The 25,069-nt window shown below is 75.4% G+C and carries 26 protein-coding genes and 1 pseudogene; 13 read left to right on the top strand and 14 right to left on the bottom strand.

All coding sequences use genetic code 11. The annotated features are described in order from the left end of the window. Positions 1-12: 12 nt before the first annotated feature. Positions 13-573, bottom strand: a complete 561-nt coding sequence (locus QSK00_RS26745) for a hypothetical protein (RefSeq protein WP_285595902.1) — start codon at positions 571-573, stop codon at positions 13-15. A gap of 241 nt (positions 574-814) precedes the next feature. Between QSK00_RS26745 and QSK00_RS26740 the strand changes: the two genes are divergently transcribed. Beyond that, positions 815-1,306, top strand: a complete 492-nt coding sequence (locus tag QSK00_RS26740) for a nuclear transport factor 2 family protein (RefSeq protein ID WP_285595900.1) — start codon at positions 815-817, stop codon at positions 1,304-1,306. Positions 1,307-1,318: 12 nt separating this feature from the next. Here the strand turns inward: QSK00_RS26740 and QSK00_RS26735 are convergent, their stop codons facing one another. The 6 genes from QSK00_RS26735 to QSK00_RS26710 all read right to left on the bottom strand — a co-directional run bounded on the left by QSK00_RS26735 (position 1,319) and on the right by QSK00_RS26710 (position 5,487). Next, positions 1,319-1,993, bottom strand: a complete 675-nt coding sequence (locus tag QSK00_RS26735; RefSeq protein ID WP_285595898.1) for a glycosyltransferase family 2 protein — start codon at positions 1,991-1,993, stop codon at positions 1,319-1,321. Beyond that, positions 1,990-2,592 (bottom strand): class I SAM-dependent methyltransferase, encoded by a 603-nt coding sequence (locus QSK00_RS26730; RefSeq protein WP_285595896.1) that lies wholly within the window; start codon positions 2,590-2,592, stop codon positions 1,990-1,992. The genes QSK00_RS26735 and QSK00_RS26730 overlap by 4 nt, the downstream gene beginning before the upstream one ends. Then, complete coding sequence (locus QSK00_RS26725) at positions 2,589-3,320, bottom strand: PIG-L deacetylase family protein (protein ID WP_285595894.1); 732 nt, start codon at positions 3,318-3,320, stop codon at positions 2,589-2,591. The genes QSK00_RS26730 and QSK00_RS26725 overlap by 4 nt, the downstream gene beginning before the upstream one ends. Further along, a complete protein-coding gene (locus tag QSK00_RS26720; protein WP_285595893.1) occupies positions 3,317-4,270 on the bottom strand; it encodes an acyl-CoA dehydrogenase family protein in 954 nt (317 codons plus the stop codon). The genes QSK00_RS26725 and QSK00_RS26720 overlap by 4 nt, the downstream gene beginning before the upstream one ends. Before the next feature lie 74 nt (positions 4,271-4,344). Continuing rightward, the gene (locus tag QSK00_RS26715) at positions 4,345-4,599 is read right to left on the bottom strand and encodes a hypothetical protein (protein ID WP_502872081.1); all 255 of its coding nucleotides are present in this window, start codon (positions 4,597-4,599) and stop codon (positions 4,345-4,347) included. Positions 4,600-4,641: 42 nt separating this feature from the next. Beyond that, positions 4,642-5,487 (bottom strand): MBL fold metallo-hydrolase, encoded by an 846-nt coding sequence (locus QSK00_RS26710; protein WP_285595891.1) that lies wholly within the window; start codon positions 5,485-5,487, stop codon positions 4,642-4,644. 176 nt (positions 5,488-5,663) lie between these two features. Here QSK00_RS26710 and QSK00_RS26705 point away from each other — a divergent pair. The 3 genes and pseudogenes from QSK00_RS26705 (at position 5,664) to QSK00_RS26695 (ending at position 7,848) form a co-directional block, all read left to right on the top strand. Beyond that, positions 5,664-7,088: pseudogene (locus QSK00_RS26705) on the top strand (alpha,alpha-trehalose-phosphate synthase (UDP-forming)). 94 nt (positions 7,089-7,182) lie between these two features. Beyond that, a complete protein-coding gene (locus tag QSK00_RS26700; protein ID WP_285595890.1) occupies positions 7,183-7,353 on the top strand; it encodes a hypothetical protein in 171 nt (56 codons plus the stop codon). Positions 7,354-7,578: 225 nt separating this feature from the next. After that, entirely contained in the window at positions 7,579-7,848 is a 270-nt protein-coding gene (locus QSK00_RS26695) for a hypothetical protein (protein WP_285595888.1), read from the top strand. Between the two features lie 194 nt (positions 7,849-8,042). Here QSK00_RS26695 and ilvD read toward each other — a convergent pair whose 3' ends face one another. Both ilvD and QSK00_RS26685 read right to left on the bottom strand, forming a co-directional pair. Then, positions 8,043-9,746 carry a dihydroxy-acid dehydratase gene (gene ilvD / locus QSK00_RS26690; RefSeq protein ID WP_285595886.1) on the bottom strand — a complete coding sequence of 568 codons (1,704 nt, stop codon included), beginning with the start codon at positions 9,744-9,746 and terminating at the stop codon, positions 8,043-8,045. An 18-nt stretch (positions 9,747-9,764) separates the two neighbouring features. Further along, a complete protein-coding gene (locus tag QSK00_RS26685) occupies positions 9,765-10,484 on the bottom strand; it encodes a DUF1990 family protein (protein ID WP_285595885.1) in 720 nt (239 codons plus the stop codon). A 203-nt stretch (positions 10,485-10,687) separates the two neighbouring features. On the opposite strand from QSK00_RS26685, the gene QSK00_RS26680 reads away from it, so the two are divergent. From QSK00_RS26680 to QSK00_RS26665, 4 genes are all read left to right on the top strand, one after another. After that, the gene (locus tag QSK00_RS26680; protein WP_285595883.1) at positions 10,688-11,974 is read left to right on the top strand and encodes an ammonium transporter; all 1,287 of its coding nucleotides are present in this window, start codon (positions 10,688-10,690) and stop codon (positions 11,972-11,974) included. 6 nt (positions 11,975-11,980) lie between these two features. Continuing rightward, on the top strand, positions 11,981-12,319 hold the full coding sequence (locus tag QSK00_RS26675; RefSeq protein WP_285595882.1) for a P-II family nitrogen regulator: 339 nt from the start codon (positions 11,981-11,983) through the stop codon (positions 12,317-12,319). A 107-nt stretch (positions 12,320-12,426) separates the two neighbouring features. Further along, positions 12,427-14,118 carry an HD domain-containing protein gene (locus tag QSK00_RS26670; RefSeq protein ID WP_285595880.1) on the top strand — a complete coding sequence of 564 codons (1,692 nt, stop codon included), beginning with the start codon at positions 12,427-12,429 and terminating at the stop codon, positions 14,116-14,118. Positions 14,119-14,233: 115 nt separating this feature from the next. Continuing rightward, entirely contained in the window at positions 14,234-15,097 is an 864-nt protein-coding gene (locus QSK00_RS26665) for a 3-keto-5-aminohexanoate cleavage protein (RefSeq protein ID WP_285595879.1), read from the top strand. Positions 15,098-15,114: 17 nt separating this feature from the next. Here QSK00_RS26665 and QSK00_RS26660 read toward each other — a convergent pair whose 3' ends face one another. After that, on the bottom strand, positions 15,115-15,612 hold the full coding sequence (locus QSK00_RS26660; protein ID WP_285595876.1) for a hypothetical protein: 498 nt from the start codon (positions 15,610-15,612) through the stop codon (positions 15,115-15,117). Positions 15,613-16,052: 440 nt separating this feature from the next. Between QSK00_RS26660 and QSK00_RS26655 the strand changes: the two genes are divergently transcribed. The 4 genes from QSK00_RS26655 (at position 16,053) to QSK00_RS26640 (ending at position 20,693) form a co-directional block, all read left to right on the top strand. Continuing rightward, on the top strand, positions 16,053-16,358 hold the full coding sequence (locus tag QSK00_RS26655) for a hypothetical protein (RefSeq protein ID WP_285595873.1): 306 nt from the start codon (positions 16,053-16,055) through the stop codon (positions 16,356-16,358). 115 nt (positions 16,359-16,473) lie between these two features. After that, on the top strand, positions 16,474-17,493 hold the full coding sequence (locus QSK00_RS26650; protein WP_285595871.1) for a chemotaxis protein CheB: 1,020 nt from the start codon (positions 16,474-16,476) through the stop codon (positions 17,491-17,493). Beyond that, positions 17,487-19,409: a CheR family methyltransferase gene (locus QSK00_RS26645; RefSeq protein ID WP_285595868.1), complete on the top strand. Its 1,923-nt coding sequence runs from the start codon at positions 17,487-17,489 to the stop codon at positions 19,407-19,409. The genes QSK00_RS26650 and QSK00_RS26645 overlap by 7 nt, the downstream gene beginning before the upstream one ends. A 51-nt stretch (positions 19,410-19,460) precedes the next feature. Beyond that, entirely contained in the window at positions 19,461-20,693 is a 1,233-nt protein-coding gene (locus tag QSK00_RS26640; RefSeq protein ID WP_285595866.1) for a helix-turn-helix transcriptional regulator, read from the top strand. Between the two features lie 40 nt (positions 20,694-20,733). Here QSK00_RS26640 and QSK00_RS26635 read toward each other — a convergent pair whose 3' ends face one another. Continuing rightward, the gene (locus QSK00_RS26635) at positions 20,734-21,720 is read right to left on the bottom strand and encodes an ANTAR domain-containing protein (RefSeq protein ID WP_285595864.1); all 987 of its coding nucleotides are present in this window, start codon (positions 21,718-21,720) and stop codon (positions 20,734-20,736) included. A gap of 344 nt (positions 21,721-22,064) precedes the next feature. Here QSK00_RS26635 and QSK00_RS26630 point away from each other — a divergent pair, with 344 nt between their 5' ends. Beyond that, positions 22,065-23,021: a manganese catalase family protein gene (locus QSK00_RS26630; protein ID WP_285595862.1), complete on the top strand. Its 957-nt coding sequence runs from the start codon at positions 22,065-22,067 to the stop codon at positions 23,019-23,021. A gap of 66 nt (positions 23,022-23,087) precedes the next feature. On the opposite strand, the gene QSK00_RS26625 is transcribed toward QSK00_RS26630, so the two are convergent. The 3 genes from QSK00_RS26625 to QSK00_RS26615 form a co-directional block, all read right to left on the bottom strand. Then, positions 23,088-23,261, bottom strand: coding sequence for a CsbD family protein (locus QSK00_RS26625; protein WP_285595860.1), 174 nt, complete (start codon positions 23,259-23,261; stop codon positions 23,088-23,090). A 76-nt stretch (positions 23,262-23,337) separates the two neighbouring features. After that, positions 23,338-24,483, bottom strand: a complete 1,146-nt coding sequence (locus QSK00_RS26620; RefSeq protein WP_285595858.1) for an NHL repeat-containing protein — start codon at positions 24,481-24,483, stop codon at positions 23,338-23,340. Further along, positions 24,480-25,067, bottom strand: coding sequence for an alkaline shock response membrane anchor protein AmaP (locus QSK00_RS26615; protein ID WP_285595856.1), 588 nt, complete (start codon positions 25,065-25,067; stop codon positions 24,480-24,482). Before QSK00_RS26615 ends, QSK00_RS26620 begins: the two co-directional genes overlap by 4 nt. Positions 25,068-25,069: the final 2 nt, after the last annotated feature.

The following is a 25,069-nucleotide window of genomic DNA, read 5'->3' as shown; positions in this document are numbered from 1 at the left end:
CGGTGCCGGAGGTCAGCGCCGCGCGTCGGTGCGGCCGTGGACGCGGTCGCGGGTGGCCGCCGCGCCGCCGACGGCGGCGAGGAACGAGACCCCGAGCCAGACCGCGGCCCAGCCGGCACCGCTGCGGACGGCGTCCGCCGCGGTCGCGGGGTCGACGGGTGGCGTGGTGTCGACGACCACCCCGGTGAGCCCGCCCGCCGCGCCGAGGATCGCCCCGGCGCCGGCCACGCCGAGGGCGATGAGGCCCACGACGGCGAGCGCCCAGACGGCGGCGCCCTCGAGGAGGGCGGTCGACGAGGGGGAGCGGCTGCCCGCGGCCCCGGAGGCCGCGCCGCCGACGGCGAGCGCGATGACCCCGAGGACCGCCGAGACGATGCCGCCGTTCGTGTCGCCGTCGGAGCCGGGCGTGATCCAGCCGAACGCGACGACGAGCAGTTGCAGGACGAGGAAGACGGGAACCGCGGTGAGCGCGCCCACCCAGGCGGCGCTCCAGCGCACGGTGCTGTGGCCGCCGCCCGTCGGGTGCTCGCCCCGGGTGCCCGTGGTGCGGGTGTCGGTCTCCATGTCGGTCATGAGTGATCCCCTCGCGAGACGCACCCCGAGGGGTGCGTGCATGCGTCGGCGCCGCGGGGATGGAGCGTCGACGCCGGTCGCGGCCGCCCACGACGGGTCGGCCGGGCCCACGGGTCACCGATCGCGACACCACGGCAAACGTGGCTCGGTCCGGCGCGACCCACGCCGCATCACGTTTGTCGCTGCCCGCCGGGAGCACACCCGGCGGTGAACACATCGAACCCCCGGGAGGGACGACCTGATGGCATCGGAAGGCGCCGAGACACTGCTGGCCTCGGCCACCGCCCGCCGTTTCGTGGACGCGCTGCGCGAGGTCGAGCAGGACGGCGAGACCGGGGCGATGGCGGAGCTCGCCACCGACGACACCCGCTGGACGAGCTCGGGTGCGGCGCACTCCTCCACCGGCCCGGACGGCGCCCGGACGTTCTGGGACGCCTACCGGCGGACCTACGCCGACATCACCTCGCACTTCACCACGGTCACCGAGACCGACGCGCGCGCGGTCCTCGAGTGGGTCAGCACCGGGCACCACCACGACGGGCAGCCGGTCCGCTACGTCGGGGCGACCGTGATCGACCTCGCGGGCGACACCGTGGACGAGGTGCGGCTGTACTTCGACACCACCGCGGCGCGCGCCGTCGCCACCGAGGGGTCGGGCGACGCCGAGGCCGCCGACACGATGCTCGACGACTCGACCGCGGAGTCCGGACGGAACTCGGGCCTCGCCTCCTGAGGCGACCGCCGGTCAGCCCGCCTCCAGCTCGCCCAGCCGGGTGGCGAAGCCCCCGGCCGCGCGGGCGAGGCGGCGGCCGCTGGTGAGCACGGGGCTGCGCCGCGAGCGGTGCACCGCGCCGTCGGCGTCCAGCGCGGCCACCAGCGCGACGTCCTCGCCGACCGCCAGCCCCCGGAAGCCGCCACAGCGCTCGTAGGCCTCGCGGCGCACGCCGAGGTTGGCGCCGTGGACGTGCGGGTGCGGATCGGCGGCCGTGTCGTAGACGGTGCGGAACCACTCCCGGGCGGAGCGACCGTGGTCGTCCCAGTCGTCGACGTACACCGCGCCGACCCGGGCGTCGGCGCCGCGTTCGTACGCCGCGAGCTGCGCGAGCAGCCAGTCCGGCGGCACGTGGGAGTCGGCGTCGGTCGTGGCGATCCAGTCCGGTACCGCGCCCGGCGCGTCGAGCAGCGCCCGGAACCCGGCGTCGCGGGCCGCCCCGACGTTGCGGGCCGCCAAGGCGACCAGGTCGACGTCGTACTCGCGCGCGATCTCCCGGCTGGCGTCGCGGCACGAGTCGAGCACGACGACGGTGCGCACCTCCGCGCTGCCGCGCACCCACCGGGCCGCCCGGGCCAGCGCCTCGAGGCACCCGCCGAGCAGCACCTCCTCGTCGTGGACGGGCACCACCACCCCGAGCACCGTCACCGCAGGCCCACCCGCTGCGCCACCGACCGGACCGCCGGGGGCGTCCGGGCGAGCACGTCGAGCCGGAAGTCGGCCTCCCGGTGCTCAGCGACGCGCCCCAGGCCGGGGAGGGTGGCCAGCTCGTCGTGCACCCGGTTCCCGTCGACCGGGTACTCCGGTGCCGGACGGATCCAGTGCACGGCCAGCAGGGTCCCGCCCGGTTCGAGCGCGTCGACCACGCGGGCCCAGAAGGCGTCCCGGTCGGCCTGCCCGAAGTAGTAGGCGAGCTCGGAGACGACGACGAGGTCGAACCGGCCCGGCGGGAACGCCGCCGTCCGCTCGACCGTGACGTGGTCGAAGCCGGCGAGCCGACCGCGGGCCCGGGCGACGGCGGTGGCGCTGACGTCGGTGCAGACCAGTTCGGCGCAGCGCGGTGCGAGCAGCACCGACAGCGCACCTCCCGCGCACCCCGGCTCCGCCGCCCGGCGGTACTGCGCATCGGGCAGCGCTGCCGTCACCAGGGCGCGCTTGCGGTCCTCGTACCAGGACGACTCGAGGCCCCACGGGTCCGCCTCGGCGGCCCACAGGTCGTCGAAGTGCTGGCGCGGCAGGCTGGTCATCTCCACAGCACCTCCTCGTGGCGCAGCAGGCGCTCCAGCACCGGCGGCGGCAGGATCGCGGCGTCGGCGGGGTGGTCGGAGAGCGGCTCGACCTGGGTGCGGAAGCAGCTCACCGCGTCCCGCTTGGCCTCGCGGGCCGCCTCGTCGGGCCCGATCACGACCGCACCCGGGGGCAGCTCACCGGCCGCCGCCCAGTGCCACCACCACACGGCGTACCCCAGGACCGGCACGCCGGCGTCCGCGGCGACGTCGGCGACGGCGTCGTGGTCGGGGTGACCGTCGCCGGGGACCGGGGCGAGCAGGGTGTCGCCGGGGGAGACGAGGTCCGTGAGCAGGGCGGCGAGGTCGGCGCGGCGGTCGGCCACCCCACCGTCGGGGAGGCCGGCCCGGACGACGGGCGCCCCGGCGAGCCCGAGCCGGTGCAGGGCGGCGGTGCGTTCCGCGACGCGGCGCTCCACCAGTCGGGCGGGGGAGAGGGTGGGGCTGCCGGGATGGCTCGCCTCGCCGTCGGTGACGGCGAGGACGGTCACCGCCGCGCCGGCGCGGGCCCACGTCGCGAGCGTGGCGCCGACGCCGAGCGTCTCGTCGTCGGGATGGGGGGCGAGGACGACGACCCGCCCGGCCGGGCGCACGTCCGCGGGCGTGACACGGGGGAGGGCGGCGAGGACGCCGGAGGCCTGCCAGTCCTGCTCCGACGTGCCGGTGCCGGTCAGATCGCGAGGGGTCACAGCGTCACCTCCGGGGCCGTGGCGGCGAGGCCGCCGAGCGTGGCGAGGTCGCGTTCGGCGTGGCTCTGCCGGACGTAGACCTCGAGGTCGGCGACGTGGCGCGCGTGCCGGGCGTCGTGGGCCAGCGGACCGGGGCCGGTCGCCCGGCCGGTGCTGCGCAGCGCGGTCTCGACCGCGACCTCCACGGTCGCGCGGACCACCAGGGCCCGCCGGCGGGCGGCGTCGACCGTGTCGACGTCCGCGTCCGCCGCCGCCGCGGCCTCCCGCAGCAGCGCGGCGGCGGCCCCGAGCGCGGCATCGACCCGACCGAGGTGAGCGGCGTCGTGCGCGTCCCCGCGCCCGTCACGGACTCGACGACGCAGTGGGTCCGTGGCCCCCACCGCGCCGCCGAACCACACGGCGGCGACGCCGGCCGCGGCGTGCCAGAAGCCGGGACGGTCCAGGTAGTCGCCGGGCTCGCCGACCGGGCGCGCCGGGGTGTGGTGGAACCGGACGGTCGTGGTGCCGGACCCGGCCATCCCGAGCCCGCGCCACGGGTCCTCGCCCGCGACCACGGTGGGCCGGTCGAGCCGGACCGCGAAGAGGCGGTCGCCCGCGACGACCAGGGCGTCGGTGCACCGGTCACTGCCCGAACTCCAGGGCGAGGCGCCGCTCAGCGTCCACCCGTCGGGGCCGTGGTCCGCCTCGACCACCGCGTGCGGCGCCCGGGCGGCCCACACCCCCCACAGCGAGTCCGGTCCGGGCGGCTCACCGCCGAGCTGGCGGAGGATGCCGGTGGCGTCGGCGTGGGCCTCCGCGAGCCGGGCGGCGACCAGGTCGCGCGCTCCCAGAGCGGCCAGCACCCGCCACCGGCCTGCGGTGTCCGGGGCCGCGGCGAGATCGTCGAGTACCTCGGACAGCCCCGGCGGCACGGTGTGGACCTCGAGCACGGCCGACGGGTGGACGATCACGCCAGGTGCGTAAACGCCTCTGAGCACTCATGCGTGCCAGGACACGGAGAAGGACTCACGAGGCCGCACGCCACCTACGGCTTGAGCACCACCTTGATCGCCCCGTCCTGCTTCTTCTGGAAGATCTCGTACCCGTGCGCGGCCTCGTCGAGCGGCAGCGCGTGCGTCTCGAGGTCGTGGACGCCGAGCGGGTCGTCGTCGGTCAGCAGCGGCAGGATCTCGGGGACCCACTGCTTGACGTGCGCCTGGCCCATCGCGAGCCGGATGCCCTTGTCGAACATCGTCAGCACCCGCACCTCGTCGGGCTTCTGCCAGGTGACTGCCTTCATGGTCGTCGGCTCCCCGATCCCGTGGCGCGGGGAAACGACCGGCTACAACGGGATCGTGTCCCCGCGTCCCACGTAGTCGACGCGGCCGGCCCACCCCCGCCGCTCCACCTCGCCGACGAAGTCCGACAGCGGCGAGCGGAAGACCGTGTAGTCGTCGTAGTGCACGGGCGTCGCCCGGCGTGGCGCGAGGATCTCCAGGGCGTCGACGCCCTGGCGCCCGTCCATCGTCACCATCACACCGCCGGGAAGCGTGGTGCCGCCGAGGTGCAGCACGGCGCGGTCGACCTCGTCGACGTGCTCCCGGATCGCGTGCAACCCGTCGAACACCAGCGTGTCGCCCGAGAGGTACGTCGTCTGCACCAGTCGCCCGCCCGGCGCCCGGAACTCGAGCAGGCTGCCCATCACCGGCGGCAGGAGACGCTGCACCGGCTCCGGGGCGTGGCGCCCGGGCAGCGCGGTGACGGTGCACGTCGCGCCGTCCGGTCCGGCGAGCACGTGCGACTCCCACGTCGCGAGCCCGACCGCCCGCGGGAAGCCGTGCCGCGTCTGCAGCCGCCGCGACGCGTGCGGCGTGGTCACGATCGGCGTGCTCCGCGGCAGCCGCCGCCGGGTCTCGCGGTCCCAGTGGTCGCCGTGCAGGTGGGAGAGCACGACGGCGTCGACCGGTGCCAGCTCCTCCGGGGTCCACGCGGGCTCGGTCAGCCGCTTGGAGGTCAGGCCGTGGCCCAGCCACGCCCGCTGCCCGCGGTGCAGGAAGTTGGGGTCGGTGAGCACGCGCATGCCGGCGCACTCCAGCAGCACGGTCGCGGTGCCGACGAAGGAGAGGGTTCCCGACGACGGGGCGGCGCCGGTCACGACGCCCGCCGGGTGGGCTCGCCGGTGCCGCACGAGCGCGGGGGCCCGACCGTCCGGAGTCGTCGGGGACCCGCAGGTCCGGATCGCATCGCAGCACCACCCGTCGTCGGGAAGAGACATGCTGCGTGGTCAACCGACGCCGCAGGCTTCCCGCCCGACGGGGCCGCTCACACGTGTCCGCCGGGCCGGGCGACGGGTAGCAGGGCGCCATGCCGGAACCCGTCGAGTTCGTCGTCGTCGCCAACCGCCTGCCCGTGGACCTGGTGACCGACGACGACGGCGGGCAGCGGTGGCAGGCCGCGCCGGGCGGGCTCGTCAGCGCGGTCGCTCCCGCCCTGGCCGGGCGGCGCGCCGCGTGGGTCGGGTGGCCGGGGGTTCCCGACGCCGAGCCGGAGCCGTTCGCCGACGACGCGGTCGGGGCGGACGTGACGCTCGTGCCGGTCCGGCTCTCGGCCGACGAGGTCGCCGCGCACTACGAGGGCGCGTCCAACGCCACCCTGTGGCCGCTCTACCACGACCTCGTCGCCGCGCCCGTCTACGACCGCGACTGACGGACGACCCACCGCGCGGTCAACCGCCGCCTCGCCGAGACCGCGGCGTCGGTCGCCGCCGAGGGCGCCACGGTGTGGGTGCAGGACTACCAGTGCCAGCTCGTGCCACGGATGCTGCGCGAGCTGCGGCCCGACCTGCGGATCGGCTTCTTCCTGCACATCCCGTTCCCGCCTGTCGAGCTGTTCCTCCAGTTGCCGTGGCGGCGCGAGGTGGTCGAGGGTCTGCTCGGGGCCGACCTCGTCGGGTTCCACACGCCGGGCGGTGCAGCGAACTTCCGCTGGCTCGCCCACCGGCTGTGCGGCGCCGGGATCGACGACGGCCCGATCGGTCTGCGGGAAGCGGGCGGGGAGGTGCGCCACGGGGGACGCACCACCCACGTCGGGGCCTTCCCGATCTCGATCGACAGCGCCGCCTTCGCCCGCCGCGGCGCCGACCCCGCCACCGACGCCCGGGCCCGCGAGCTGCGGACGGAGCTGGGCGACCCGGACACGGTGCTCCTCGGCGTCGACCGCCTCGACTACACCAAGGGCATCGAGGTGCGGCTCGACGCGTTCGGCGAACTCCTCGACACCGGGCGGCTCGACCCGGCGTCCACCGTCCTCGTGCAGGTCGCGACGCCGAGCCGGGAGCGCGTCGACGCCTACCGCCGCACGCGCGAGCGGGTCGAACGCACCGTCGGGCGGATCAACGGCGAGCACGCCGGGATCGGGCGCCCGGCGGTCCACTACGTGCACCGCTCCCTGCCGCCCGACGAGCTCGCCGCGCTCTACCTCGCGGCCGACGTCGCCCTCGTGAGGCCGCTGCGCGACGGGATGAACCTCGTCGCGAAGGAGTACGTCGCGACCCGCCCGGACGACTCCGGGGACCTCGTCCTCTCCGAGTTCACCGGCGCCGCCGAGGAACTCACCGCGGCGCGGCTGGTCAACCCGCACGACCTCGACGGCGTCGCGGCCGCCATCGCCGACGCGGTCGACGGGGCGGGCTCGCCGGATTCCCGACGACGGATGGCGGAGCTCTCCGCGCAGGTCGCCGAGCACGACGTCGCGCGCTGGGCGCAGGCCTTCCTCGCGGCGTTGGGGTGACCGGCAGGGGTTGACCCGGCCGTCGACGTCTGGTGCCGTGGACGGACCGCGGCTCACGCCCCGACGCCGTCCCCCAGCACCCCGGGAGGACCCCATGGCGTCCGACGACCAGACCCGCGCCCACGACGTGCCGGCCCCGCCGCCTCCGCCGCCCGAGGACTGGCGCGAGGCCGTGTGCCGCCGACCCGCCGTCGACCGGAAACGCGCCCGCGTCGACGCCGACACCTGGAACGAGGTCGTCCGACGCCGGATCGCCGCACGCTGAGCCGGTCGGTGCGCGGACGTGCGCTGCGGGGACCGCCCGGCGTCAGCGCGGGAACAGGCTGCGGACGTGGTCGATCGCGAGGAACGCGTCCTCGACCTGCCCGGCCGGGACGTGGGCGCTCGCGGTGCGCAGCACGGCGGCGGCGTGGCCTGCTTCACCCGACGGGTGGCCACGGTGCGCACTCTCCTCGACGCGCGATCGACGCCGTGCGGATAATCCGTCCGCATGAGCGACACGCAGACCACCGCGGTCACCGCCCTGCGCGAGGCAGGCGAGGCGCTGCGCATCGGGGGACGTGCCGAGGGGCTCCGCGGCCACGTTCCCGACGACGGGCTCCCCCTGGTCGCGGGGGAGGTCGGCCACCTGCTCGACGCGCTGGTCGACCTCCTGCGCCAGGTCGAGACCGCGGACGGACCCGCGGACGGCATGCACGCCGTGACGCGCCACCTCGCGGCCGGCGCCGACGCCGCCCGGGAGGTGGCGGGGGCGTCCTGACGGCGGGACCGGCCCGGACCCGAGATCTCATCGAGCGGAGCGAAGTGGTCGCTCAGCGAGCACCTCGCTCCGCACGTCGGGATCTTCGCGCGGGCGACCGGGCCGACCGTGCGCGAGTGGTACGTGGTGCAGGTCCCGGGGCCCGCGGACCTGCCTGACGTACCCCTCGCGGAGCCGGTGCGGGCTCCGGAGGCTCAGTCGAACCCGACGACCGCACCCTCGGCCGCGGAGCCGACGAGGCGCGAGTACTTGCCGAGGACGCCGGTCCGGTGCTTCGGCGGGGGAGCGGTCCACCCCTCGCGGCGGCGGTCGAGTTCGTCCGGGTCCACCAGCAGGTCCAGGGTGCGCGCCGCCAGGTCGAGGCGGATCCGGTCACCCTCGCGGACGAAGGCGATCGGACCGCCGTGATCGGCCTCGGGCGCGACGTGCCCGACGCACAACCCCGTCGTGCCGCCGGAGAAGCGGCCGTCGGTCAGCAGCAGCACGTCCTTGCCCAGGCCGGCGCCCTTGATCGCGCCGGTGACGGCGAGCATCTCGCGCATCCCCGGCCCGCCGCGGGGGCCCTCCTGGCGGATGACCACCACGTCGCCCGCGTTCAGGGCGTTCTCCGACACCGCCTCCATCGCCCCGGCCTCGCCGTCGAACACCCGCGCGACGCCCTCGAACGACGCCGAGTCGAAGCCCGCCGACTTCACCACCGCCCCGTCGGGGGCCAGCGACCCGCGCAGGATCGTGAGCCCGCCAGTGGGGTGGATCGGATTCGTCAGCGGCCGCAGGACGTCGCCGTCCAGCCCCGCCGGCTCGAGCGCCTCGAGGTTCTCGGCCACGGTGCGACCGGTGACGGTCAGGCAGTCGCCGTGGATCAGCCCGGCGTCGAGCAGGGCCTTCATGACGACGGGCACGCCCCCGACCCGGTCGACCGTGTTCATCATCCAGCGGCCGAACGGCTTCACGTCGGCGAGGTGCGGGACCTTGTCGCCGATCCGGTTGAAGTCGTCGAGGGTCAGCGGCACGTCGGCCTCGCGGGCGATCGCGAGCAGGTGCAGCACCGCGTTGGTGGACCCGCCGAACGCCATGACCACGGCGATCGCGTTCTCCAGCGACTCACGCGTGATGATGTCGCGCGCGGTGTGCCCGCGCTGCAGCATCCCGACGACGGCCTCGCCCGAGGCGCGGGCGAACCCGTCGCGGCGACGGTCGGCCGAGGGCGGTGACGCGGAGCCGGGCAGCGACATGCCCATCGCCTCGGCGGCCGACGCCATCGTGTTCGCGGTGTACATCCCGCCGCAGGCGCCCTCGCCGGGGCAGATGGCCCGCTCGATCTCGTCGACCTTCTCGCGGGTGATCAGCCCGCGGGCGCACGCGCCGACCGCCTCGAAGGCGTCGATGATCGACACCTCCTTGCCGTCGACGTAGCCCGGGGCGATCGAGCCGGCGTAGATGAACACCGACGCGAGGTCGAGCCTCGCGGCGGCCATGAGCATCCCGGGCAGGGACTTGTCGCACCCGGCCAGCAGGATCGTCCCGTCGAGCCGCTCGGCCTGGACCACCGTCTCCACCGAGTCGGCGATGATCTCCCGGGAGACCAGGGAGTAGTGCATCCCCTCGTGGCCCATGGAGATGCCGTCGGACACCGAGATGGTGCCGAACTCCATGGGGAAGCCGCCGGCCGCGTGCACGCCCTGCTTGGAGGCGTCGGCGAGGCGGTCCAGCGAGAGGTTGCAGGGCGTGATCTCGTTCCACGACGAGGCCACCCCGATCTGCGGCTTCGAGAAGTCGTCGTCGGTCATGCCGACCGCGCGGAGCATGCCGCGGGCGGCCGCACGCTCCAGGCCGTCGGTGACGTCGCGGCTGCGGGGCTTGACGTCGTGCTCGGTGGTGGTGGCCTCCGTCGTCATGCCCCGGACGCTAGTCCCTCACTCTGCGTCCCGGCCCTCCGAGGAGCGCACCCGACGGGTGTGGGCGTAGACGTGCCCGGACGGGCCGCGGCCCGCGATCCGGGTCGCCGCGAGGCAGGCCCGCACCCACATGAACAGCTGCATCTCCTTGGCCACCCGCAGGTGCGTGAACAGCAGGTTCACCAGCGCGGTGCCGGGGCGCGCCCACGTCTCGATGGTGAACCGCAGGCCGTCGGAGGTGTCGTCGGCGCGGAACTCGATCTGCCCGGCCTCGAGGTGGCCGGCGAGGGTGGTCAGGCGCAGGTGGGTGTCGTCGGTGGAGATCACCCGCACCGGGCCGTCCCACGGCCCCGGCATCCGCACGACGAACTCGTCGCCGGGCTTCGGCGGCGTGCCGTCCCCGTGCGGGGTCACGGCCGCGACCTCCTTCGGCAGCAGCTGCTCCAGGTCCCCCCGGACCACCGTCATGAGGCCCTCGGCGTCGGTGGTGGCGCCGTCGACGAGCACGGTGAACCGGCGGTGGAACAGCGGCCCGACGCCGTGCTCCTGGGGCTGCACCCTGGCGTCGGTGAGGTCGGCGGGCACACCCGCGGGCAGGTCGGCGTCGCCGCCGGGCTCCTCGGAGCGCACGACGAGATGACGGTCCCGCAGGTAGCTGACGGTCATGAGGCCCATGCCGGCCATCCATCGCAGGACGCGGACGGGCCCGTTCAGGCTGTCGGGGTGGGTGGGAAGCACCCGAGGGGCTTCCCGACGACGGGTGCCCGCGACACGTGCGGTCGGGTGTCATCAGGACGTCACCCGGACGGGGACGACGTAACACTCCCGACTCTTTGCGCATCATCATCCGAAACATCACGAAGAGAGCGTTCCGGCCGAAATGTCCGGCTAGGGAAGGGAAGCCGCCGGCCGTGCCACTCGACAGCGGAACGATCGCCTGGATGTTGACCAGCACCGCGCTGGTCCTGCTCATGACGCCGGGCCTGGCCCTGTTCTACGGCGGCCAGGCGCACTCCAAGAGCGTCCTCAACATGATGATGATGGTCTTCTCCACGTTCGCCACGGTCGGCGTCCTGTGGGTGATCGTCGGCTACTCGCTGGCCTTCGGCGACGACGTGGGCGGCGGCCTGCTCGGCAACCCGTCGCAGTACTTCATGCTGTCCAGCCTCCTCTCGGACACCGTGCAGACCGACGGGCTGCCCGACATCGCGTTCGCCGCCTTCCAGGCGATGTTCGCCATCCTCACCGTGGGGCTGATCGCCGGTGCGGTGGCCAACCGCATGAAGTTCAACTCGTGGATGGTCTTCTCGCTGCTCTGGGCGCTGCTCGTCTACTTCCCGATCGCCCACTGGGTCTTCGACCTCGACGCCGGCTGGATCGCCAGCGGCATCGCCGCGGTCGACTTCGCGGGCGGGACCGCGGTCCACATCAACGCCGGCATGGCGGCCCTCGTCCTCGCCCTGATCCTGGGCAAGCGCCGGGGGTGGCCGAACGACTCGGCCCGCCCGCACAACCTGACCATGGTCATGCTCGGCGCCGGGCTCCTCTGGTTCGGCTGGTTCGGGTTCAACGCCGGGTCGGCCGCCGTCGCGAACTTCGACGCCACCTACGCGTTCATGAACACCGTCGTGGCCACCTGCACCGCCATCTGCGGCTGGCTCATCATCGAGCAGGTCCGCGACGGCAAGCCCACCTCGCTCGGCGCCGCCTCCGGCATCGTCGCGGGTCTGGTCGCGATCACCCCGGCCTGTGCGGCGGTCACGCCGCTCGGGGCCATGGCGATCGGCTTCATCGCCGGCCTCGCCTGCGCCTTCGGTGTCGGCCTGAAGTACCGCTTCGGCTTCGACGACGCGTTCGACGTCGTCGGCGTCCACCTCGTGGGTGGTCTGGTGGGCACGCTGCTCATCGGCTTCTTCGCCTGGGACGGATCGCCGGCCGGCGCCGGCGGTGTCTTCTACGGCGGAGGCTTCGGTCAGCTCGGCATCCAGGCCCTCGCGGCCGGGGCGGTCATCGTCTACACCGGCATCCTCACCGCCGTGATCGCGCTCGTCGTGAAGGCCGTGATGGGGCTGCGGATCGAGGACGAGGCCGAGGCCATCGGGATCGACGAGGCCGAGCACGCCGAGTCCGGCTACGACTACTCCGGCATGACCAGCCGGACGTCGTCGGGCGTCGGCGTCGGCGCCGCGACCACCCAGGTGCCCGCGGCCACGACGACGGATCGCTGACCCGTCGTGAAGATGGTGACCGCGATCATCAAGCCGTTCGTCCTGGAGGACGTCAAGGGGGCGCTCGAGCAGCTCGGCGTCCTCGGGATGACCGTGAGCGAGGTCCAGGGCTACGGCCGGCAGAAGGGCCACACCGAGGTCTACCGCGGGGCGGAGTACTCGGTGGACTTCGTGCCCAAGGTCCGCGTCGAGGTCGTCACCGACGACCCGACCGCGGAGAAGGTGCTCGACGCGATCGCCGAGACCGCCCGCACCGGCAAGATCGGTGACGGGAAGGTCTGGGTGACCCCGATCGAGACCGTGGTGCGCGTGCGCACCGGTGAGCGCGGCACCGACGCCCTCTGACGCGCTCCGACGCGTCCGGCACCGGACCCGTCGTCGGGACCATCCCGACGGCGGGTCCGGGCCGCGCATCCCCCTCCGATCCCGCCCGCCGCCGACGAGAGGACCGGATGGCCGGAGCCGGCCCCGTCCCGCCGACGCCCCCCGACGACCCCGCGACCGACCTCCTGCGCGCCCGCGCCGCGCTCCTCGCGCCCGCGCCTGGCGGCCGCCGACTCGCACCCGCCGCCCTGCGGGCCGCCCTCGTCGACCTCCACGACCTCTGGCTCGCGACCCGCGCCACGGCGGCCGGCGTCGAGCGCGGCAGCGCCCTCGTCGCGATCGGGTCCCTCGGTCGCCGGGAACTCGCCCCGTACTCGGTGCCCGATCTCCTGCTGGTGCACGACGGCACCCTGCCCGGCCCGCACGGGATCCACGGGGTCGCCGCCGCCCTCGGCACCCCGCTGCGCGCGGTGTGCACCGTCGGCGAGGCGGTGGAGGCGTCCCTGGTGGACCTCCCCACCGCGCTGGACCTGCTCGACGCCCGCCTCGTCGCCGGGGACGCGGAGCTCGTGGACCGGCTGGTCGGGACCGCCCGGCGCGCCTGGCGCGCGGGCGCGGCGACCCGGGCCGTCGACCTCGTCGAGGCCACTCACGCCCGGTGGCGGCGCGCCGGCGACGTCGCCCACCGCGTCGAGCCCGACCTCGTGGCCGGCCGGGGCGGGCTGCGCGACCTCACGCTCCTCGACGCCCTGGCCACGGCGGGTGCGGCGGACCGTGTCCCGCCCGAGGTCCGCGCGGCCCGAGGGGTGCTGCTCGACCTGCGCACCGACCTGCACCGGCACGCGGGCCGGGCCCGCGACGTCCTGCGCGTCGAGGACCTGCCCGACCTCGCCGCCCCGCACGACCTGCTGCGCGCGCTCGGCGGCGCGGGCCGGGCCGTGGCGGCGACCACCGGCAGCGCGCTGCGGGCGCTGCGGCCGCCCTCGCGGGACACCGCGCCCGGCCCGCCCCCCGCCGACCTCGGTCTCGGCGTCGTCGTCCACGCCGGCGAGGTGACGCTCGCCCGCCGCGCGAGCGTCGCGCGCGACCCGGTGCTCGTGCTGCGTCTCGCCGCCGCCGCCGCGCGCACCGGGCGGCCGATGGCGCCATCGGCCCTGCGCCGGCTCGCGGACGCCGCGCCCGAGCTCCGGGCGCCCTGGCCCGACGCCGCCCGCACCGCCCTGCTCGCGCTGCTCGGCGCGGGGGACGGTCTGGTCGAGGTCGTGGAGGCGCTCGACCGCGCCGGGCTGTGGGGGCGGCTCCTGCCGGAGTGGGGCGCCGTCCGGGACCTCCCGCCGGGCCGGCCCCGGCACGTCTGGACCGTCGGGCGCCACCTGCTCGAGGTCACCCGGCGGGCGGCCGCGCTGGCGGACCGGGTGGCGCGCCCCGACCTCCTGCTGCTCACCGCACTCGTGCACGGCCTCGGGCAGGGCCGCGACGAGGACCCCGCCGTGGTCGGAGCCACGCTGGCCGGCCAGGTCGGACGGCGGCTCGGCCTCGCTGCGGACGACGTCGGGGTCCTGACGGCGGCGGTGCGCCACCAGGACCTGCTGCTCCGCACCGCCCACCGCGGCGACCCCGAGGAGCCGGGCACCGTCCGCCGGGTCCTCGCCGCACTCGACGGCGACCCGCTGCTGCTCGAGCTCCTCCACGCCCTGGCCGAGGCGGAGGCGCGCGGCACCGGTCCGGGTGTGTGGACCCCGTGGCGGGCACGCCTGCTCGGCGACCTCGTCGCCCGGTGTCGCCCGGCGGTGCGGGGCGGGGCGGTGACGAGGCGGTAGGGGCGGCGCCCGCCACCTGCGCCTCGTGGAGGGACAGGGGGTCGCGCACCGGTCGGCACCTGTCACCGACCAGGACGAACCGTTCGCGTCGTGCCTGCGCCCGGGCGTCGGCACGGTGTCACGATGGACCTCGGAGTCCGGTTCGCGGGGGGAGGCCGTGGTGCTGCAGTGCTGTCCCAACGGGGCGCGTCCCGGAGGCGACACGCCGGCGCTGCCCGCCACCCCCGACGACCTGGCGCGGGACGCGGCCGCCGTGGCCGCGCTCGGGGTGCGCAGCTTCCACGTCCACCCCCGCGACGAGCACGGGCGCGAGAGCCTCGACCCGGACGTGGTCGCCGCGACCGTCGGGGCGATCCGGCAGGCCGCGCCGAGCCTCGAGGTCGGCGTCCCGCTCGCGCGTTGGGTGGAGCCGAACGCCTTCCGGCGGACCGAGATCGCCCAGGAGTGGGCGCGGCTGCCCAGCCACCGACGTCCCGACGTGCTGGCCGTCAGCGTGCACGAGCGCGGGTGGGAGACCGTCTGCGAGGCGGTCGCGTCGGTCGGGCTCGGGATCGAGCTCGGCGTCTGGACCACCGGTGACGCCGTGCAGCTGCGCCTCGCCGGCGTCCCGGTGAACACCGTGCGGATCGCGGTCGAGGTGACCGTCACCGACCCGGACACGGCCGTCGCCGAGGCCGTCCGCCTCCTCCGTGCCCTGCAACCGATGCCGGTCCCCGTGCCCGTGCTGCTGCACGGCGAGGAGGACGGTGCGTGGCCGGTGCTGGAGTACGCGCGCCGGGAGGGGTTCGACACCCGCATGGGTTTCGAGGACACCCTGTACGGCCCCGACGGGATCTGGCTCGCCACCGGGAACGAGGAGCTCATCCGCTTCGCCCTCGGCCAGCCCGTCGGACCCCGCCTCGGGCCGCGGCGCAGCGCCCGTCGCGGCCTCTTCGGCGGCGGCCTCGGCTTCGGGCGGTCCGGCGCGCACCGGGGTTAGACCGGCGGGGCGCGCGCTCAGGTCTCCTCGTCGTGCGGGGTCGTGATGTCCGAGAACGCCCGCGCGAGCCGGCGCTGCTGCTCCACGGTGGGCACGAGCGGGGGTCGTTCGGTCAGGGGGACGACCCGGTCGAGGGCGGACGGGTCGACGCGGCACGCCGAGAGCAGGTCCTCGTCGATGCGGATCGGGACCCGGGAGCGGTGCGCGAGGCCGAGCGCCTCGACCCACGACGTGGCCGCGCCCGAGGTCGGGGGACGGACGAGGCCCGCGGTCTCCTCGACGATCTCCACGACCGGGTGCACCGCGGCGCCGCGGGCGACGACGCGGATCGTCACCTCGCGGCCGGGCCCGACGGACCCCAGCCAGGGGTCGAGCAGGCGCACGAGCCCGAGCAGCTCCTCGGCGGTGAGCGGCACCGTCATCATCGACGGCACCTCACCGTCGTCGGAGAGCACCGCGCAGGGCTCGTCGAACAACGTCCGGCGGGCGACCGCGACGAGGCGTACGACGGCCATCCGGTCCTTCCCTCGCGCGCCCCCGGAGACGCGGGGAGACGCGTCGGTGCGGCGCGGGCGGCGCCGTGCGGCTCCACCGCCGTCCCTGGTCAGGCCCGCAGCATCGCACGCGTGCCCGGGGCGTGCCCCGGGCCGGTCGGAGGCCGTAGAGCGTCACCGCGCCGAGCGGACGGTCCCGCGGCACGAGCGCGACCGAGACGGCCGCGGTGACGCCGAGGGCCCGGGCGGCGGGGGCATCGTCCCCCCGGGGTCGGCTGCGACACCCGCCTCACCGGTGAAACAGAGTGTGGAGCGAACACCGGAGCCGCCGAACGCACACCACGACCAGGACCGCGCCCGCCGCAGCCGCTGGAACGGTTCACGCGCTCGCCCGGGTCGGGGGCGTGCCACCATCGGACGTGGTTGACCCCCCAGCCGCCGTTCACGGCAGAGGAGGGGACGTGCTGGTCGCGAGTCCCACGGTCGAGCTCGAGGTCGATCGCGACGACGCCGGGTGGGTGGTGGTCCGGATGTCCGGGGTGCCCGGCCACGCCGACGCCACGATCCTGCGGCGGACGCTCGACCACGAGCTGGACGGGGCGCCGCCCGTGCTCGTCGTGGAGCTGGACCGCCCGGTGTCCACCCCGGAGCTGCGCGACGTCCTCGCCGCGGCCCGGGACCGGGCGCGTCGGGCCGGTGGCGGCCTGCGCGTGGTGAGCGCCGGCCGGGTCGCGGGGCGGGCCCTGGAGATCACCGACCTGCTCTGACCGGGCGCGGACGCCGCGAGGTCCGACCCGTCACGGCGGTGCGCGCCGTGGTAGGACTGCCCACGGGTTGACCTCCTCCAGCCCGGACCGAGGCCCTGTCGCCCGGAGGAGCCCGATGGCCGCCCTCGTCCCGTGCCCCGACGGGACCGACCCGCCCCGGGTGATCGGCGTCGGCGCGTCCGCCGGGGGGCTCGAGGCGGTCGGGACGCTGCTCGCCGGGCTCCCGGCGTCGCTGCCCGCCGCGGTCCTCGTCGTGATCCACCAGTCCGAGGCCGGGCCGGGACGCCTCGCGGAGCTGCTCGACCGCCGGAGCCCGCTCCCGGTGCGGGCGGCCTGCGACGGCGCACCGGTGGTCGCGGGCGACGTCCACGTGGCCGTGCCCGGTCACCACCTGCTCCTGGAGAGACGGACGCTCCGGGTCGCCCGCGGGCCCCGCGAGAACGGGTACCGCCCGGCGGTGGACCCGCTCTTCCGGTCGCTCGCCCTCGAGGTGGGGCCGGCGGCGCTCGGAGTGGTGCTGAGCGGCATGCTCGACGACGGGGCCGCCGGCCTGCTCGAGATCGTCCGGCACGGCGGCGCGGCCGCGGTCCAGGATCCGGACGAGGCGGCCTTCGTCGCCATGCCGACGGCCGCGCTGCGCCAGGTGCCGGGCGCCGCGGTGGCCCCGGCGGCGCGACTGGCCGAGACGCTCGTCGCGCTGCTGGCACGCCCTGCCGTGGGCGTCGCGCGGACGAGCGAGCGCCTCGCCGGGGAGGTCGGCGTCGCCCTCGGCCACCGCGAGGGCTGGTCGGAGCCGTTCCGCGAGGCCGTGGGGCTCTCCTGCCCGGACTGCAGCGGCCCGCTCTACGAGGCCGACGAGCCGCTCCTGCTGCGCTACCGGTGCCGGATCGGGCACGCGTGGTCGCAGGAGAGCCTGCGGGCCGGCCAGGCCGTAGCGGCGGAGCGGGCGCTGGAGACCGCACTGCGGGCGCTCGAGGAGAAGGCCGCGCTCCACCACCGGATCGGGCGGAACGCGGAAGCGCGGGGCTCCTCGCGCCTGGCCGACCGGGCACGCGAGACTGCACACGACGCGCTCGCCTCCGCGGCCGTGGTGCGTGACCTGCTGTCGAGCCCCCGGGACGGAGAGGCATGGTGACCGACGACGACGCCGAGGACGACGGGTACCCGGTCGCGACCGGCTCCGGGCCCGACGGGCCCGCCTTCGGTCCGGCCGAGGAGGCGGAGTTCGAGGGTCTGCTCACCTTCCTCAAGGAGAGCCGCGGCTTCGACTTCACCGGGTACAAGCGCTCGAGCATCCGTCGCCGCGTCGCCCGGCGGATGGCGCAGGTGGACGCGTCGACGTTCGCCGAGTACCTGGATCTGCTGCAGGTGGACACCGAGGAGTTCACGCAGCTGTTCAACACGGTGCTCATCAACGTCACCGGGTTCCTGCGCGACCCCGAGGCGTGGGACGAGCTCGCCGAGCAGGTGGTCCCGCAGATCCTGGCGCCGAAGTCGCGCGGCGAGTCGGTGCGGGTGTGGTCGGCCGGGTGCGCGAGCGGCGAGGAGGCCTACGGGCTCGCGATGGTGTTCGCCGAGGCGCTCGGCGTCGAGGAGTTCCGTGCCCGCGTGAAGGTGTATGCCACCGACGTCGACGAGGACGCGCTGGCCGCGGCCCGCCAGGCCACGTACTCGGAGAAGGAACTGAAGTCCCTGCCCGCGGGCTGGCGGGAGCGCTACTTCGAGCGGAGCGGCTCCCGCTGGACCTTCCGCAGCGACCTGCGCCGCTGCGTGATCTTCGGTCGGAACGACCTCGTCCAGGACGCGCCCATCGGTCGGCTGGACCTGCTGGTCTGTCGGAACACGCTGATGTACCTCAACGCGGAGACCCAGTCGCACGTGCTGCGGCGGTTCCACTTCGCCCTCAACACCGCGGGGGTGCTCTTCCTCGGCAAGGCCGAGATGCTGCTGAGCCACGGTCGGCTCTTCCTGCCGATCGACCTCAGGCGCCGCTTCTTCCGCAGGGCGGACCAGGTCGACCCCAGCGGCCGCGGGATCGGGGCGATCAACCGGCTCCCGACGTCGGGGTCCCGCGGCGAGGTCCAGCTCGACGACGAGGCCCTGCTGTTCAGCCCGCTCGCGACGGTGGTCGTCACTCCGGACGAGGTGGTCGCGACCGCCAACCGCCGGGCGGAGGCCCAGCTCGGCATCACCAGCCGCGAGATCGGGCGGCGCTTCACCGAGCTCGAGCTCTGTCACCGCATCGCCGGGCTGCGCTCCTCCTACGAGGACGTCCGGCGCAACCGGACCTCGCTCTGGCAGCACGAGGCGGAGTTCGCCCGGTCGTCCACCGAGACGCTCTACTTCGACATCCAGGTCGTCCCGCTCGCCGGCGCGGCCGACGAGGGTCCCGCGGTCGCGCTCTTCTTCACCGACGTGACGCGCTACCGGCGGATGACCGGGGAGCTCCAGGCGGCGCACCGGCAGGTGGAGACCGCCTACGAGGAGCTGCAGTCCACGGTCGAGGAGCTGGAGACGACGAACGAGGAGCTGCAGTCCACCGTGGAGGAGCTGGAGACGACGAACGAGGAGCTGCAGTCCACCGTGGAGGAGCTGGAGACGACGAACGAGGAGCTCCAGTCCACCAACGACGAGCTCCAGTCGATGAACGACGAGATGCGCGAGCGCACCTCGCAGCTCGACCGCGCCAACGACTTCCTGGAGTCGGTGCTCGGCAGCCTGCGCACCGCCGTCGTCGTGGTCGACACCGAGCTGATCGTGCAGGCCTGGAACGGGCGGGCCGACGACCTCTGGGGCCTGCGCTCCGACGAGGCGGTCGGCCAGCACCTGCTCAACCTCGACATCGGTCTCGCGACCGACCGGGTCCGTCCGCTGGTGCGCGACGTCCTGCACGGGGAGGGGGTGCGCCAGGACCCGCTGCGGGTCGAGGCCATCAACCGGCGTGGACGCACCGTGCAGCTGGCCATCGGGGTGTCGCCGCTCGTCGGACGCCAGGGCCACCCCGACGGGGCCATCATCCTGATGGATCAACTCGAGACCGCGATACCCTGACGAGTCGGCACGAAACGTGACGAGGACGCCCCCGAGGAGGAAGCTGTCAGCGTGAGCAGGGAGGGCATCGACGACGGCCTGGCGGGCCTGGCCGAGCTGTTGGAGACGGTGTCGGACCGTCTCGAGGCGCTGGACCGCCTGGCGGGGGAGGACGGGTCCGCCCAGGAGAACCGCACGATCCGGCAGGGCCGGGCGTACCTGGCGCGGGTCGAGGCGCGTCGCGTCCGCGACGAGGTGGCGGAGGTCCGCCGGCACGCGCGGGAGCTGGCGCGGCGCTCCGAGCTGATCCGCCGGGTCGCCGCGTCGGTGACGGCCCCGTCCCTCCCGGTCGCCGAGGGTGAGGTGGCCGAGCTCGCCGCCGCCCGCGTCGCCGCCGGGGTGCGGGAGGCCGGGGACCGGGTGGCGCGGCTCGTCGAGCTCGCGTCCCGGGTGGTGCCCGGGGCCGACTGGAGCCGGTACGTCCGCGCGGACGGCGTGGTCGGCCCGACCGCCGGGGCGGTCGCCGCCGACCCGCCCGGGTCGCTCGACGACGCCTGCCGCTCCGTGATCGCGTCCGGCGTGCGGGAGATCCGCGTCCCCGGGGACGACCACCCGGCCCTGGCCTCCGCCGCCCGCGCCGCCGGCGTGCAGGCCCTGCTGCTGTGCGCGGTCGGTGACGGCGACGGCGCCCTGGTCCTCGGTTGGCGCCAGACCGCCGTCGTCACCGACGCCGCCCGTGCGGTGGCGCGGGGGATCGCCGAGCACCTCGGCCGGGCGCTCGTCGGTGACCCGGACGGCGGGGCGCCGGACCTCGCGGGGGCGACGTCGGTCCTCGCCCGCCACCTCGATCTCGATCCCGGGGAGGCGTTCGAGGTGCTGCTGGAGACCGCGGCGGCTCTCGACGAACCCGTCGGTGACGTGGCCCGGCACCTGGTCGGGGCGCTCGTGGCGCCGACCCGCGGCGAGCGCCCGGACACCGAACCCGCTGCGCTCCGCCGGGCCGTCGAGTACATCGAGGCCCACGCGGGGGAGGACGTGACCCTCGACGAGATCGCGCAGGCCGCCCGCGTCGGCCCGCGGGCCCTGCAGCTGGCGTTCAACCGCCACCGCGGCGGTTCGCCGATGGCCTACCTGCGCCAGGTCCGTCTCCTGCGCGCCCACCGCGCCCTCGAGGCGGCCGACCCGACGCGGGGCGACACCGTCGCGGCGATCGCGGCCCAGTGGGGCTTCGCCAACCCCGGCCGCTTCGCGACGATGTACCGCGCGACCTACGGCATCTCGCCGAGCCGGACCCTGCGGGCCTGACCGGGACCAGGTCCGCGTCCGGACCCGGTGCCGGGAGGCCTCACCCCTGCTGCGTCTCCTCGACGAGCCAGGCCGCGACGTCGCGCAGCTTCACGTTCGTCGACTGCGACGCCTCGGTCAGCCGCGTGAAGGCCGCCTCCGGCGAGATGCCGTCCCGCGCCACGAGGATGCCCTTGGCCTGTCCGATGACGTCCCGGCCCTCGATCGCCCGCGTCAGACCGGTGGCCCTCCGTGCGCCGAGCAGGAGGATCGCGGCCTGCCGGGCGTAGAGCCGTGCGGCCGTCACCGCGGTCAACCCGAAGGTGTGCGGTCGCGGGGCGTGGAAGAGCGCCGCCAGGTGCGGGCCCCGGTCCCGTCCGCGGTCCTGGCCGTCGGCGGTCAGCCGGACGGCCAGGAGGCTGCCGATGCCCAGGTCCTCGGCGTCCGCGGCGAGAGCGGGCCAGCGGGGGTCGAGCCGGACGTCCGGGACCTGCACGATCGTGTCCTCGAGCGCCGCCGGACCCGGTCCGGACCGGGCACGGCGGGCGTGCTCGGCGAGATCGTCGAGTACGTCGTCGTCGTGGAACGAGCGCAGCACGTCCGTCTCGTCGCACCACACCAGCCCGACGCCCGCCGCGACCGGGACCGCGGCGCGCGCGGCGTCGAGCAGCCGGGTGTGGACGTGGACCTCGTCCTCGAGCTGGGTGTCGAGCAGACGGTCGGCGGCGGCGGCCACGCCGTCCCACCACGCGGGGACCCCGCCGTCCTCGCGGTGCCGCTCGGCCCGCCGGGCGCGCATCTGCTCGGCGACCGCCACCGCCCGCCGTCGGACGTCCTCGAGGCCCTTCCGCATCTCCTGGGCCCGCTCCTGCGCGTGACAGGCGCGGGCCCGGTGCATCGCCCCGGTCTCCGCGGCCGCCGGTCCCGTTGCGGCCGCCGGCCGGTCGTCCTCGTCGGGAAGGGCGATGCCCAGGGCACCGAGTCGGGCGCCGACCTGGTCGAGCAGGTCGATCACCTCGGCGAGCGTGGCCTGCGGCTCCTCGGGCACCGTCGTCCTCACTTCCCGCTGACACGGCGCATGCGCGCCGGGGGAACCGGAGCCGGGAGAGAGGAGCGGCACCGGTCCTCGAACACCTCGGTGCGTCACCCCCGGGTTGGAGCGGGCACCGCTGACACGCCGCGGTCAGTAGACCGTGGGGGCTCATCCTGCGGCAAGCACCCCCGCCCGTGGGCAGCGGGTCGGTCGGCGTGGGCCGGGGACCACCGACCCGGGCGACGGCGGGGGAGGGGGCGTTTGCCCGACCGTCCCCGCCGTCCATCCGGCGGGGGTCGTCGACGCCGTTCGAGCCCCAGGGCGGGTCGCAGTGCCTTCATCCGCAGAGGGGCAACTCCGTGTTCCTGCACGTGCAACGCATGCTCAACGAGATCGCCGCCGACGAGCCGGACCCGGCCGCCGCCAACGCCCTCCAGGAGGGTCTGGGCGGTCAGTTCGGCGAGATGCGCACGATGATGCAGTACCTGTTCCAGAGCTTCAATTTCCGCGGTCCGACGGGCAAGCCGTTCCGCGACCTGCTCTACGGCATCGGCACCGAGGAGATCGGCCACGTCGAGCTCATCGCCTCCACGATCGCCCAGCTCGTGGACGGGTCGCCCCGCTACCAGGGCAACCCCACCTCGCTCGACGAGCCCGGCGCCGGCGGCGCGACCCCGCTGAACATCGCGCTCTCGGGCGGGAACATCCACCACTGGCTGGTCGGCGCCCAGGGCGCGCTGCCGGTGGATGCGCAGGGCGACCCGTGGACGGGCAAGTACGTCTACGACTCGGGCAACCTGCCGTTGAACCTGCTCTACAACCTGATGCTGGAGTCCACCGGGCGACTGCAGAAGTGCCGGCTCTACGAGATGACGGCGAACAAGACGGCCCGGTCGACGATCGCGTACCTGATCGTGCGGGACCAGGCCCACGAGAACGCCTACGCGAAGGCGCTGGAGTGCCTCGGGGTGGAGTGGAACAAGCTGCTGCCGATCCCGAAGACCAACGCCGAGCAGTTCCCGGAGGTCAGGACGCTGACCGAGCAGGGGCTGCAGTCGAAGCAGTACACCTTCAGCCTCGACCAGCTCTCCGAGGCCGGACGGATCATCCAGGGCACCTCGCCGTCGAAGGACGGGACCACGATGTCCACCGAGCAGGCCCCCGAGGGGGTGCCGTTCCCGGGTATCGCCGTGGAACGGCCGGAGGAGTTCGGCCCCGGCCTGGACCCCGAACTCATGCAACTCGTGCAGGCCACCGCCGAGATGGAGCTGCAGGCCGAGACCGCTCCGCCCCGGTGGGCTCCCGCGAGCGACTGATCCCGGAACGCGAACGGGCCGCCCGTCACCACGGTGACGGGCGGCCCGCGTGCAGGAGGGGGTCGGTCAGGACTTGAAGGCGTCCTTGACCTTCTCGCCGGCCTGCTTGATGTTGGCCTTCCCCTGCTGGGTCTTGCCCTCGGCGGTCAGGGACTCGTTGCCCACCGCCTTGCCGACGGTCTCCTTGACCTTGCCGGCGACCTCGTCGATCTTGTTGTCGGCCTTCTTCTCGGTGCTCATGGTGAGTCCCTTCCTCCGACGGCTCTGCTCGCCGTGCGTCATCGCGGGAGTACCCCGACAGGGGCAGTCCCTGCACCTACACCAGGGTGATCTGCAGTTGGCCCGTCCGGGGGCTCGCCACGTACACGCGGCCCTGGCCGAGCGCGACCAGGTCGGGCTGGGCGATCGTCGCGAGGTCCAGCACCACCCGCGGCTCCTGGGCCGAGCTCAGGTCGACCGCCACCAGCCGGTTCATGCCGGTGAGCGTGACCCAGAGCCGGTCGGTCGTGGCGTCGTAGGCGGTGCCGTAGGGGGCGGTCGACGCGCCGAGCTGGATCGGGGCCAGCGGCGCCGGGGACTGCCCGGTCAGGTCGTAGCGCCGGATCACGCCGGCCCGGGTGTCGGTGACGAGCAGCCGGCCGTGCCGGTCGATCGTCACGGCGGTGGACCCGTCGCCCGCGGGTACGGCGGTGACCTCCCGCATCGTCGCCAGGTCGACCAGGTGCACCACGGATCGCTCGGTGTCGAGCACCGCGACCCGTTCCCCGGCGACCGCGAGCGCGACCGGCCGACCGAGACCGCCGACCTGGGCCGCGACGCGCCCGTCGCGCAGCAGCGACAGCGATCCGTTCGAGGTGACGCCGGCCGCCTCCCGCCGGGCGTCCCCGGCGACCCCGGTCGCAGCCACCAGGAGGTTCCCGGACGGGTCGACGCCGAGCGCCTGGACCCCGGCCGGTGCGCCCGCCGGGGCGTCGGTGGTGGAACCGGAGGGCAGGGCGACGCCGGTCAGGCCGGCCGAGGGGTCGGCCAGGACCAGCCCGGAGCGGTCCGTGGCGGACACGACGGACCGGGGGCTGCCGGTCACGGTGCTGCGGGTCGCGACGGCGGCGGTGTCCGGGTTCACCTGGACGGCCGCGGCCGACGACGTGCCGACCAGCGTGACCACGGCCCGCTGGTCGACCGGTGACACCGTCAGGGTGGTCGCGGCGCCGTCGCCGAGGTCGACGACCCGGCCACCGGGCGTCGTGGCCGCCTGCGGCGAGGTCGCCGGCTGCGCGGTGGACGGGGGCGCCGGGGCGGGTGCCGGTGAGGGGCTCGGCGCGGGGGTGGCCGAGGGGGTGGCCGGGGCCGCCGACGAGGTCGGGGCCCCGGCGCCCGGCGCCCTTACCAGCGGCGTGTCGGCGCAGGCGCCGAGCAGGGCCGCGAGGGCCACCGTCACGACGGCGGCCCGGCGGGCGCTCACGAGACCCGCCGCTCGTCCTTGCCGGCCCGCCCGGTCCGCAGCAGCAGCTCCACGGGCAGCGTCTCGGTGCCGAGCGCGCCGCGCAGCCGTGGGAGGGCGTGTTGCTCGAGGTGCGCCCGGGCCTCGGTGGCGTCGGCACGGGCGTCCACGGCGAGCTCGACGTAGAGCGCCGGGCGCGGGCCGGGGGCGGTGAGCCGGGCGGTGGCGTCGGCGATCGCCGGATGCGATTCGAGGTCGTCGCACAGGGCGTCGGCGATCACCGAGGAGGACGCGGTGGTGCGGCCCTCCACTGGGCCGGTGGCCTCGGCGGACCAGGGCGAGCCGGCCGGCCGGCGGCGGGCCTGGGCGATCAGCCAGCGCAGCGCGAGCAACCCGACCACGACCCCGGCGACCGCGACGACCCAGGCGGCCCAGGAGGGCAGCGAGGCCGACGGCACGACCGCGGCGGTCGACGCGACGAGCGGGAGCCGCCCGGTCGAGATGCCGGCGGCCAGCAGCGCGGCGGCGATCAGCAGGATCCCCACCAGGGCGAGCAGGCTCCGGTTGAGCCGGGCGGGCGGGTTCGTGGCACGTCCACGAGCCATGA

Origin of the sequence: Actinomycetospora sp. NBRC 106378, from assembly GCF_030269685.1 — a bacterium.
In the GTDB taxonomy this organism is placed as follows: domain Bacteria; phylum Actinomycetota; class Actinomycetes; order Mycobacteriales; family Pseudonocardiaceae; genus Actinomycetospora.
The sequence above is the reverse complement of the archived record's forward strand: the minus strand, read 5'-3'. Positions and strand labels throughout refer to the sequence as shown.

Excerpts from the sequence above, each read along its gene's own strand:
- QSK00_RS26745 (WP_285595902.1), bottom strand. The coding sequence starts at position 573 with ATGACCGACATGGAGACCGACACCCGCACCACGGGCACCCGGGGCGAG.
- QSK00_RS26740 (WP_285595900.1), top strand. The coding sequence starts at position 815 with ATGGCATCGGAAGGCGCCGAGACACTGCTGGCCTCGGCCACCGCCCGC.
- QSK00_RS26730 (WP_285595896.1), bottom strand. The coding sequence starts at position 2,592 with ATGACCAGCCTGCCGCGCCAGCACTTCGACGACCTGTGGGCCGCCGAG.
- QSK00_RS26715 (WP_502872081.1), bottom strand. The coding sequence starts at position 4,599 with ATGAAGGCAGTCACCTGGCAGAAGCCCGACGAGGTGCGGGTGCTGACG.
- QSK00_RS26700 (WP_285595890.1), top strand. The coding sequence starts at position 7,183 with ATGGCGTCCGACGACCAGACCCGCGCCCACGACGTGCCGGCCCCGCCG.
- QSK00_RS26695 (WP_285595888.1), top strand. The coding sequence starts at position 7,579 with ATGAGCGACACGCAGACCACCGCGGTCACCGCCCTGCGCGAGGCAGGC.
- ilvD (WP_285595886.1), bottom strand. The coding sequence starts at position 9,746 with ATGACGACGGAGGCCACCACCACCGAGCACGACGTCAAGCCCCGCAGC.
- QSK00_RS26680 (WP_285595883.1), top strand. The coding sequence starts at position 10,688 with ATGTTGACCAGCACCGCGCTGGTCCTGCTCATGACGCCGGGCCTGGCC.
- QSK00_RS26670 (WP_285595880.1), top strand. The coding sequence starts at position 12,427 with ATGGCCGGAGCCGGCCCCGTCCCGCCGACGCCCCCCGACGACCCCGCG.
- QSK00_RS26660 (WP_285595876.1), bottom strand. The coding sequence starts at position 15,612 with ATGGCCGTCGTACGCCTCGTCGCGGTCGCCCGCCGGACGTTGTTCGAC.
- QSK00_RS26650 (WP_285595871.1), top strand. The coding sequence starts at position 16,474 with ATGGCCGCCCTCGTCCCGTGCCCCGACGGGACCGACCCGCCCCGGGTG.
- QSK00_RS26645 (WP_285595868.1), top strand. The coding sequence starts at position 17,487 with ATGGTGACCGACGACGACGCCGAGGACGACGGGTACCCGGTCGCGACC.
- QSK00_RS26625 (WP_285595860.1), bottom strand. The coding sequence starts at position 23,261 with ATGAGCACCGAGAAGAAGGCCGACAACAAGATCGACGAGGTCGCCGGC.
- QSK00_RS26615 (WP_285595856.1), bottom strand. The coding sequence starts at position 25,067 with ATGGCTCGTGGACGTGCCACGAACCCGCCCGCCCGGCTCAACCGGAGC.